Genomic DNA, 9,781 nt, shown 5'->3' on the forward strand with positions numbered 1-9,781 from the left:
TTTTTTTGAAGCTCAGGCCCTCACGCCTCAAGAACACCCAGACCGCATTGTGCGAGACCCTAACCCCGCGTGCGGCCAACTCGTCCTTCAGCCGATGCAGCGTCAGATCAGAGGTCTGGCTGATCCGCTCCACGATGAAGGCCCGATGCGGCTCCAGAACCCGCTTGCGGTGTCCGCCCATCTTGCCCGGCGCGACCGAGCCGGTGGCACGGTAACGCTGCGACCACTTCACTACCGAAGAAACTGCGACGCCAAAACGCGACGCCACCGCACGGCAGCTCTCGCCGGCGCCGACTGCTTCAACAACACGCTCATGAAGATCGTTCGAAAGGGCTCGTGTCATCCGATGCTGGCCTCCGTCCAGCCAGCATCTTGAATCACAAACCCGCTTCCTTGGGAATCCTACGATTCTCTCAAAAGATGAAACGCTCTAGCCTCTAGACCAGCTTCAAGCCCGAGGTCATAAACAATTAGCGATCCAGAGATTGTCCAACAACGGCTTGTGGGTTGATTGATAGCATGCTTGATTGAAGGTGCCCGTCCGACTGGCCGGGGACAGCAAGACCAGACACTTTTGGCGAGTTCCTCAGGCCGCCGGCTGCAAGGCGGCCCTTAGCAACATACCGAACAGGTCGCGCGGCTCGTCGGGGTCGGCGAGCAGGTCGAGCTCCTCGTAGAGCCCGGTCGCTTGCAGCTGGTCGCGGACATAGCGTAGGGCGGAAAAATCCTCGGTGGCGAAACCGACGGAATCGAACAGCGTGATCTGCTCTGGCGCCTTGCGCCCTTGCGCCTGGCCGGTCATCACCTGCCACAGCTCCGTCACCGGATGGTCGGCATCGAGCTGCTGGATCTCGCCTTCGATGCGCGTCTGCGGCGGAAACTCGACGAAGATGTCGGAACGCGGAAGGATGTCGCGATGCAGCTCGGTCTTGCCAGGGCAGTCGCCGCCGACCGCGTTGATGTGGACGCCAGAGCCAACCATGTTGTCGGTCAGGATCGTAGCGCATTGCTTATCGGCCGTCACCGTGGTGATGATGTCGACGCCTTCCACCGCCTCTTGCCCGGTCGCGCAGATGGTGATGTCGAAACCCTTGCCGGCGAGGTTGCGCGCGCATTTTTCCGAAGCCGAGCGGTCGATGTCATAGAGCCGCAGCCGATCGATGCCGAGCAAAGCCTTGAAGGCGACGGCCTGGAATTCCGACTGGGCGCCGTTGCCGATGATGGCCATGGCGCGCGATCCCTTGGGCGCCAGATATTTGGCTGCGACGGCGGAGGTGGCGGCGGTCCGCAGGGCGGTCAGGATGGTCATCTCGGTCAGCAGCATCGGATAGCCGGAGCCGACATCGGCGAGTACGCCGAAGGCGGTGACCGTCTGGCGGCCCTCGCGCATGTTCTTGGGGTGGCCGTTGACATATTTGAAGCCGTAGAGCCGGCCATCACTGGTCGGCATCAGCTCTATGACGCCGTCATGGCTGTGCGAGGCAATGCGCGGCGTCTTGTCGAACAGCTCCCAGCGGCGGAAATCCTCTTCGATATAGGCGGCGAGCTCGGTGAGAAACCGCTCGACCCCGATGGTGAGCACCAGCTTCATCATACGGTCGACGCTGACGAACGGGACGATGGCAAGGCGGGAAGGTTGGGTCATGATCAGATGTTTCCGGAATGGCTGCGGGTCGGGCGGTCCATGATGCGGCGGCCCATCAGGCTGGCGGTCAGGTCGACCATCAGGGTGGCAGTATGCGGCCGCGCTCGTCGAGGAACGGGTTCAGCTCGACCAGGTCGAGGCTGGAACCCAGGCCGCTGTCGGGCACTATCTGCGGCCTCCGGACGAGTTTCCGGAACGTGAATTACTTTGCATGCACCATTTCTCCGATTGATGACCTCGCCATCGGCAATTGTGCGGGAGCGGCCGCGGCGAACGTTCCGTGCCCGCTCCGTCGGCGTTCTACGGCTTCCGAGCGAGCCTCACGTGGAGCCAGTCCATAATTCTCGCGATATGCCTTTGAAAAGTGAGAGGCCGAGATGAAGCCGCAGGCCATCGCGATCTCGACGATTGGAAGTTGCGAGTTCAAGATCAACAAGTGCGCGCGCTCAAGTCTCATCTCGAGATAGTATCGCGCAGGCGAACGTCCTATTTGTTTCGAAAAGATGCGCTCAACTTGGCGCCGAGACAAGCAGCTGGAGGCAGCCATGTCTTCGAGCGCTACTGGCTCGTCGAGATGCCTCTCCATCTGCTCGATGATCTTCAACAGGCCGTCATGGTGAATGGCCGCGCCTGCATGCAGAGGTAGTCGCTGCCGATCACCCGGTTCACGGACCCTCATAGCGGTGGCCTTTTCGCACACCCGGCTTGCAATAGGGAATTCATAATCCTCTTTGATGAACTGCACGAACATGTCGAAAGCAGCATCTCCACCCGAGCAGGAGTACGTGTCTCCGTCGATCTCATAAGCAGCTTGAACAGCAGCGACACTTGGAAACTGTTCAACGAATGAGGGGAATTGTTCCCAGTGCACTGCACATCTTCGTCCATCCGCCAGACCGGTCTGGGCGATGCTGAAGACCCCGCTCGCGATTCCGACCAGACACAGTTTCCTAGATCGGCATTCTCGCAACCAGCCATGCAGGGCTCGATTTGCGGTAAGTGGGTGGCTACCTCCGCAAATTACGGCGACTGACGGGGACCAGCCCGTTTTGCCAAGAAGGCCGCGTTCCTCCTTGAGCGACGTATCAACGGAGATCGTAGGTCCACAACTCGATCTCACAGGGTGTCCGTCGTCAGATACAACTCGCCAAGCGTAAATCTCCGATTCGAGCACTTCGTTGGCGAGCCGTAAGGCCTCGACTGCAGAAGAAAAAGCCTGTAGTGAAAATCCAGGCTCTAGATAGAGACTGAACAGACGTTCTGCTGCCTTCATCTTCAGCATCTCTACGCCTCTCCCGAAGTGCCTTCTCGTTATCAGTACACTTTTGAATAAGCGGAACAGCGCTCTTTGACGGCGCGATCGCCCAGATGCGCGATTTCGGCACGTTTGTGCGCGGTATATATCGAGGCAAAGCCGGCGGGAAACCAACGCGTTACAACGTCGTTCTGCTCAAAACGCAGCAAAGCCTCTTCCAGGGATTGTGGTAACCGCTTGTAGCCGCGATCAGACAGCTCGGCCTCGGTCAGCACGGATAAGTTCTCTTGAGTTACCCGGGGTGCGGGGAGCCCGTCTTCGATGCCCTGGGCACCTGCATGGAGAATCGATGCCAAGGCCAGGTGTGGCGAGGCGGCGGCATCGGCCGCACGGTACTCAAAGTTATATTGTCTGGCGATCTTCTCGGGATCTGCTGAGGTAGTGGGACAGATCCGGACTGAAGCCTCGCGATCGCGGAAGCCAAGATTGTTATATGCCGCGCTCCAGCGGTTTGGCGTCAATCGCAGATAGGAAATGTCAGACGGGGCGGTCAGGGCAACGATGGAGTCGAGATATTTGAGTACGCCGGCAATGAATGACCCGGTAATTTGGGACATGCCGAACGGGTCTTTCTCGTCGTACGTTGCCGGGGAGCCATTCTCATCCAGGAAGCTCATATGGATGTGAACGCCGTTACCGACGCTGGCGGGGTCTAAAATGGGTGCGAACGTCACCTGCTCACCGCAGCGTTGAGCCGCCATGCGGGTCAACTCCCGAAGAATTACCGCTTGGTCGGCAGAGCGATGACCTTGAGCAGGGCCATTGGTAACCTCGTATTGATCTGGCCCAAATTCCTTCATGAAGGTATCGGGGGTCAGGCCGGCCTGAGCGAGAGCCGACATTAAAGCCTCACCGAACTGGCGCCGCCGAGTAAACCCGCGCAAGCTATAGGCGTCGGGAAGAACCTCACCGGCGTCGAGCATCTGGAATTCATGCTCGAAGGCGCTCACAAGCTGGATACCGCCGCGAGATCGCAGCCGTTCAAGTGCCGCTTTGAGAATCGAGCGAGTACAACAATCCCATGGGCGGCCGTCGAGATCGGTGATATCCCCCAACATGAAACGCTCAACCATGCCGCCGTCTGCGAAGTCGACCTCAACGCTCGCCTCAGTATCAGGGATCAGAAGCAGATCGCCGAGCGAGCCAAAGGGGCTTGGAGCGATCGCATCGAAACAGGTAATCATCACATTCGTCGGCGTCCAGCCGATTCCACGCTTCAGGCGCTTAGCCAGTTCCGAAACTGGAAACGCTTTACCACGTGTTCTCCCAGCGATATCCGACGTAGCTGCGAAGACGAGCGGGTTCGAAATCATTGGTGTCCTTCAAAACGTTGGGCTCAGCGGAACGAGATCGTGAGGTTCAAATTAGTCGAGACCATCCATAACTTACGCCAGTGCTCCGCGGCCATTGCAAGCTCACCACTGCGATAGCCTGTCTCGAAACGACCATGTTGCCTTTAGCGCAGAAAACCTGACTGAAATTTTTTTGTCAATCTAAAATACTGAGTTGACATTGAAAATGAAATCTCGTCCTCTTTTGCAACGAACGGTGGGAGCGTGCGGCGGGGGATTCCTCCAGAGAGTTGGCCCCCAGGGGTCGTTTGAAATCTCAATGGTGGCTCAGGCGTCGCCAAGCCCGTCGATCTCTCGAAGGACAGATAATGGCATGAAGCAGGGTTATGATACGCTACGCTTGCTGGGGCAGGGCGATCCGGCCCCGTTTGAGGTCATGAACCCCGGCGGTTCAAGTTCTGTGCTCCTGGTGTGTGAACATGCGGGTCAGGCGATCCCCGCTGCGCTCGGAAATCTGGGCATTTCTCTCAAGGTGCTTGACGATCATGTCGGCTGGGATATTGGGGCAGCCGAAGTGGCGCGGCTTTTGGCGCGGCGGCTGGATGCTGTCGCTGTCTTTCAGCCGTATAGCCGCCTAGTCATAGATTGCAACAGGCCGCCGGAGGCATTCGATGCTATTCCTGCAGTAAGCGATGGGATCAGAATACCCGGCAATCAGGAAGTCGACATTGCCGATCGCACGGCTCGCGTGGCCGAGATCTTCGAGCCTTTTCACGCAGAGATTAGTCGACGTCTAGATGAGGGTCGACACAGAGTGGCGATATCGGTTCACAGTTTCACTCCTCGCATGAACAACGTGTGGCGCCCGTGGGATATCGGTTTCCTGTTCCGTCTTGACGCGGACACGTCAGCGCGCCTGAGAGACTCTATTACACGCAGGTATCCGCGTTTAAGCGTGGGGATGAATGAGCCATATCAGGTCAACGACTCGACTGATTGGTTTGTGCCCCGGCATTGCGAGACACGTGGCTTGAACAACAGCCTGATTGAGATCCGAAATGATCATCTCCGAACGGCTGAAGGTCAGAAGCGCTGGGCCGATATCGTCGCATCATCTATCGAAGACTATTTGAATGGGAACTGAAATGAGCCTTACTCGCAATGTGCCCTTGGTGCCGGAGCAATCAGCCTTACTTTTTGTCGATGTCCAAAATTTCAGTGCTCACCGTGACGGAGCCGAATTTTCGGGGCTTCCGAAAGCAGATTTTGCAGCAAAGTACGGCTGGTTTTTCGGCGAGCTTGAGGCTCGGGTCATACCGAACATGCAGGCTTTGCAAGCCGCCTTCAGGAAGTCCCGTATTGAAGTGATGTACACAACGATCGAAAGCTTGACAGCTGATGGCCGAGACAGATCTCTCGACTACAAGATAACTGGATTCCATGTCCCCAAGGGGTCATGGGACGGCAAGGTAATCGACCAGATAGCTGTGCAGGGTGATGAGATAGTTCTGCCCAAGACGTCATCTTCCGTCTTCATTTCCACAAATATCGATTACATCCTGCGGAATCTCGGTGTTAAACAGCTCGTACTCGCAGGGTTGGTTACCGACCAGTGTGTAGAGGGCGCGATCAGGGATGCCTGTGACTTGGGCTATCTCGTCACACAGGTTACAGATGCATGCCTGACTTATACCCAGGAACGCCATGATAGCTCGCTACGGGCGATTAAGGGGTATTGTCGTCAGGTCACGACCCGGGAGCTCATTGCCGAAATACAAGGCGTGGAACACGCCCCCAGGGCGCTAACGCCCAGTGCTGGTTAGCAGCACCTCATTGTCGTGGCGGAGCGCTTGCTTGCTAGCCAGGTCCCAGTCCCGCATACTGAAAACAGCAGTGCTTAAGGGTTTGCGGGGTGGCCGGCTTTGGAGAGAACATGACCGATAGCACAATTCCCGGCGAAACCGTAAGGGAGCAGATAAGGAAAGCAGCAGATTCTTTAACCGCCACGGAGCGACGCTTATCTGCGCTAATTCTGTCAAATTATCCGTTTGCCGGGCTTGAGCCAATTCAGGTCATTGCCACCTCCTCAAACGTCTCTGCTCCCTCTATCTCGCGCTTCGTGAGTAAACTCGGCTATCAGGGCCTGCAGGAATTCCAACAACAACTTATCAAGGAGCTGAGACAAGGGCAGAAGTCTCCGCTTGATTTGCGAACAACAACAAGTGGTATTACGGACGAGTTTTTCGAGAATTTCATCCAAAAATCCACCGAGTTGCTAAAGGCATCCGCCGGAGCTATCACGGCCGCCCAGTTTGAAAGAGTGGGGTCACTTCTTTCCGATCCAAAGTCGGATATATTCACATTGGGTGGTCGCATTAGCGATCTCGTCGCTCAGTATTTGTCTAGGCACTTGAAACAGATCCGCCCTGGTGTTCACCAGGTATCGTCTGAGGACGACTGGTGGCCTGAGTATATACTGCGCATGCGGCAAAGGGATGTATTAGTCCTTGTGGATTTTAGAAGGTACCAACGTTCCCTTGAAGAATTCGCCGAAAGAGTTTCAAAGCACTGCGGGCTGAAGATCATCCTGATAACGGATCGATGGATGTCTCCAATCTCGAAATATGCATCGGAAGTGATAGCGCTGCACATTGAGAACGAGACTGCATTTGACAGCAACGTTGCCGCGTTCGCGTTGATCGAGGCGCTCATAACCCGGGTCGCAGAGGCGAACTGGCCCCAGGCAAGCCAGCGGATAAAGAAGTGGGACTCGTTGAGGACTTCGGTCTCGCATCAGAGAGAACCAGTGAGGGAGTCATAGCTCGCTAATGGGAGCGAAGATGCCCTTCGGGCCGGCTATTGGAGTTTTTGACGAGAAGCCGCGTCGCTCTGATTTTTGTGCGCGCGGGCCTCGTTAAGTGTCACATTGCTCTCGTGACGGATTTGTTCGAGTTCCTCAATCCGGCGGCGTGTCCGCTCACCGGTGGCTGCAAAAATCTGAGCGACGAGGGCTTCGATCTGCGCCACTGCCGGTGCCATCGTGTCATAGGGCGAACTGACTTCGATCGGGCAGGAAAGGGTAACTTCTGCGAAATCCGAGATCGGCGACACCCATGGATCGGTAAACAGAAGAATCCGAACGTGGCGGGCGGCGGCTTGTTCGGCAAATGCGACCACGTCGCGTTGGTAGCGGCGGTAGTCAAAGACGATCAGAACGTCTCTCTTTCCTAAGTCGACCAACAGATCCAGCTGCTGGGCGGACAGGGTCTCGATGTAGGCAACATTGGCTCGAAATTGCGATAAGTAGCTCGCCAACATTCCGGCGACGTGCCGACTGTAGCGTCCACCGAGAAGGACCACCTTACCTTTGGAATCCATGACAAGTCGGGCTGCGCGCTCATATGTAGCCAGCGGAGTGGTCGTCAACGCCTTGTCGAGGCTCCCGGCAACAGAATGCATGTAGGCAATAGCCGCACCTTGTTCGCTGTCGGTGCGCAACTCTGGCCGCTTCGCTCCCATCATAAGCAGTGGGGAATGCAATCGCGCTTCGATGTCGGCAAGCAACCGCTGCTGAAAGTCGGGAAAACCCTCAAAGCCGAGCTTTATGGCCAGACGAACCACAGTGGGGTCGCTGACCCCGGCACGCTTAGCCAGGCTTGTTGCAGTGCCCAGGCCGGCCGTCGGATAATCCGTGAGTAGTACCTGAACAATGCGCTCCTCCGACGGGGTGAGCGAAAAGCCGCCTTGAAGCAGCATATCTCGAAACTGCATCAATCAGTTCCCCTCAACCTCATGAAGAGGAAATTACAAATCATCTTGAAGTGCGTCAACATGTCAAATTCTTAATCGATCGGGCAACCCAGATCGAGCAAGAAAGGCAAGCGCTCTATCCGCTCCACAGCTTTGAATCAAGGCCGGCGAATAGCGTGCACAAAACCGGCTCACCTACGAGGGGCGAGTCGACCGTAAGACCGTATGTCCGCCTCTGCCGGTGAGATGGCTCGCCCTACACTGCGCGTCCGAGGGTTACTCGGGCGGGCCGAGCCGATCCTCACCACAGGAGGACGAGCCGTGGCAGATTATAGAGAAGCATTTGTCGGAATCGATGTTGCGAAGCTGAAGAACGCTATTGCGATTGCGGAGGCGGGCCGGGAAGGAGAGGTTCGGTTCTTCGGTGAGGTCGACGCGTCGGCCACCAGCATGCGGCGGGTCATAGGCCGGATCGCCAGCCGCTTTGATCACGTGCATTTCTGCTACGAGGCTGGGCCGACCGGGTATGGCCTTTATCGCCTGATCCGCTCACTCGGACATGAGTGCACCGTGGTTGCGCCATCATTGATACCGAGGAAGCCTGGCGATCGGGTGAAGACGAACCGCCGAGACGCCATTTCCCTTGCCCGGCTATTGCGCGCCGGCGAGCTGACCGCGGTGTGGGTTCCCGATGAAGGGCACGAGTCCATACGGGATCTCGTCCGAGCCCGAGCTGCGGCGGTTGAGACGCTGCGCGTCCACCGTCAGCAGGTGAGCGCATTCATGCTCAAGCACGGCCGTAGCTATCCGCGCAAGAAGAGCTGGACGATGCGCTATCTACGCTGGCTTCAGGAACAGCGGTTCGATCATCCCGCGCATCAGATCGCCCTCCAGGAGATGGTCGAGGCGGTGCGCGTCTCGAAAGAACGGGTCGAGCGGCTGGAGCGTGTGATCGAAGAGTTCGTCCCGACCTGGTCGCTGGCGCCGATCGTGTTGGCGCTTCAGACGTTGCGTGGGGTAGACCTGATCGTCGCCGTGACGTTCGTCACCGAAGTCGGCGACGCCAGCCGGTTCGAAAGCCCACGTCAGCTCATGGGATATCTCGGTCTCGTTCCCGGCGAGCGCTCAACCGGGGAAACAGTCCGACGCGGCGGCATCACAAAGGCGGGCAACGGTCGTGTGCGCCACATGTTAGTCGAGAGCGCCTGGACCTATCGGCATCCGCCCAAGGTCGGGAAGGCGAAGCTATACCGATTGGAACAGGCGCCACCGAAGGTGCGTGAGATCGCCTGGAAGGCGCAGTCCCGCCTGACAGCCCGCTACCGCATGCTGAGCGCACGGGGCAAACGGACAACAGTCGTCTGCACCGCGATCGCCCGTGAGCTGGTCGGCTTCATGTGGGCAGTCGCAAGGGAGGCGCGCGCCACCTGATCGCCCGCCGCGACGGCGCACATCTCGCGCATGGGCGGAGGCGGGACCACGGCAGGGGAATGCCCGTCAGACGCTTTGTGGCCGGCAACCGCCGACGCCCGCAGTAAGATAGGAACAGCCCCGGACGCACAATCGGGAATGCGGTAGCCAACCCGCGCATCAGAGCTTGATCACCGACGTCCTTCAGTTCCGCCTCCACCCATGCGCGACCATCCTCATGGCAGCCGATCCCCTCGGAGCGGGTGATCATCCGCGTGCCTAATCTTGACAGCGGACATCAGAGCGGTGTTTCCGGGCCACCTTTCGGGAGTGATCACGATCTGTGAGGTTGCCGATCCTGTATTAGGA

The 9,781-nt window shown here is 57.8% G+C and carries 8 protein-coding genes and 2 pseudogenes; 4 read left to right on the top strand and 6 right to left on the bottom strand.

Annotated elements, in window-relative coordinates; genetic code table 11:
• The 5 genes and pseudogenes from DH08_RS17515 to DH08_RS17530 form a co-directional block, all read right to left on the bottom strand.
• A pseudogene (locus tag DH08_RS17515) lies at positions 1-343 on the bottom strand (IS630 family transposase); the annotation flags it as partial.
• Between the two features lie 243 nt (positions 344-586).
• Positions 587-1,645 carry an ornithine cyclodeaminase gene (locus tag DH08_RS17520; protein ID WP_192180479.1) on the bottom strand — a complete coding sequence of 353 codons (1,059 nt, stop codon included), beginning with the start codon at positions 1,643-1,645 and terminating at the stop codon, positions 587-589.
• Positions 1,646-1,647: 2 nt separating this feature from the next.
• Positions 1,648-1,808: pseudogene (locus DH08_RS36445) on the bottom strand (arginase); the annotation flags it as partial.
• A 39-nt stretch (positions 1,809-1,847) separates the two neighbouring features.
• Positions 1,848-2,927 carry a GlxA family transcriptional regulator gene (locus tag DH08_RS17525; protein WP_246800913.1) on the bottom strand — a complete coding sequence of 360 codons (1,080 nt, stop codon included), beginning with the start codon at positions 2,925-2,927 and terminating at the stop codon, positions 1,848-1,850.
• A 32-nt stretch (positions 2,928-2,959) separates the two neighbouring features.
• On the bottom strand, positions 2,960-4,273 hold the full coding sequence (locus DH08_RS17530; RefSeq protein ID WP_192180480.1) for a glutamine synthetase family protein: 1,314 nt from the start codon (positions 4,271-4,273) through the stop codon (positions 2,960-2,962).
• A 352-nt stretch (positions 4,274-4,625) separates the two neighbouring features.
• Here DH08_RS17530 and DH08_RS17535 point away from each other — a divergent pair, with 352 nt between their 5' ends.
• From DH08_RS17535 to DH08_RS17545, 3 genes are all read left to right on the top strand, one after another.
• On the top strand, positions 4,626-5,396 hold the full coding sequence (locus DH08_RS17535) for an N-formylglutamate amidohydrolase (protein ID WP_192180482.1): 771 nt from the start codon (positions 4,626-4,628) through the stop codon (positions 5,394-5,396).
• Positions 5,386-6,075, top strand: coding sequence for a cysteine hydrolase family protein (locus tag DH08_RS17540; protein WP_428338533.1), 690 nt, complete (start codon positions 5,386-5,388; stop codon positions 6,073-6,075). The genes DH08_RS17535 and DH08_RS17540 overlap by 11 nt, the downstream gene beginning before the upstream one ends.
• A gap of 110 nt (positions 6,076-6,185) precedes the next feature.
• Positions 6,186-7,073 carry a MurR/RpiR family transcriptional regulator gene (locus tag DH08_RS17545; RefSeq protein WP_192180485.1) on the top strand — a complete coding sequence of 296 codons (888 nt, stop codon included), beginning with the start codon at positions 6,186-6,188 and terminating at the stop codon, positions 7,071-7,073.
• Positions 7,074-7,108: 35 nt separating this feature from the next.
• Here DH08_RS17545 and DH08_RS17550 read toward each other — a convergent pair whose 3' ends face one another.
• A complete protein-coding gene (locus DH08_RS17550; RefSeq protein WP_192180486.1) occupies positions 7,109-8,023 on the bottom strand; it encodes a MurR/RpiR family transcriptional regulator in 915 nt (304 codons plus the stop codon).
• 300 nt (positions 8,024-8,323) lie between these two features.
• Here DH08_RS17550 and DH08_RS17555 point away from each other — a divergent pair, with 300 nt between their 5' ends.
• On the top strand, positions 8,324-9,433 hold the full coding sequence (locus DH08_RS17555; RefSeq protein WP_192180488.1) for an IS110 family RNA-guided transposase: 1,110 nt from the start codon (positions 8,324-8,326) through the stop codon (positions 9,431-9,433).
• Positions 9,434-9,781 lie beyond the last annotated feature (348 nt).

The sequence above is a fragment of the Mesorhizobium amorphae genome, from assembly GCF_014843845.1.
In the GTDB taxonomy this organism is placed as follows: Bacteria; Pseudomonadota; Alphaproteobacteria; order Rhizobiales; family Rhizobiaceae; genus Mesorhizobium; species Mesorhizobium amorphae_A.

Bases quoted from the DNA above. Each gene is read 5' to 3' on its own strand.
- DH08_RS17525 (WP_246800913.1), bottom strand. From the start codon at position 2,927: ATGCTGAAGATGAAGGCAGCAGAACGTCTGTTCAGTCTCTATCTAGAG.
- DH08_RS17540 (WP_428338533.1), top strand. From the start codon at position 5,386: ATGGGAACTGAAATGAGCCTTACTCGCAATGTGCCCTTGGTGCCGGAG.
- DH08_RS17535 (WP_192180482.1), top strand. From the start codon at position 4,626: ATGAAGCAGGGTTATGATACGCTACGCTTGCTGGGGCAGGGCGATCCG.
- DH08_RS17520 (WP_192180479.1), bottom strand. From the start codon at position 1,645: ATGACCCAACCTTCCCGCCTTGCCATCGTCCCGTTCGTCAGCGTCGAC.
- DH08_RS17545 (WP_192180485.1), top strand. From the start codon at position 6,186: ATGACCGATAGCACAATTCCCGGCGAAACCGTAAGGGAGCAGATAAGG.
- DH08_RS17550 (WP_192180486.1), bottom strand. From the start codon at position 8,023: ATGCAGTTTCGAGATATGCTGCTTCAAGGCGGCTTTTCGCTCACCCCG.
- DH08_RS17530 (WP_192180480.1), bottom strand. From the start codon at position 4,273: ATGATTTCGAACCCGCTCGTCTTCGCAGCTACGTCGGATATCGCTGGG.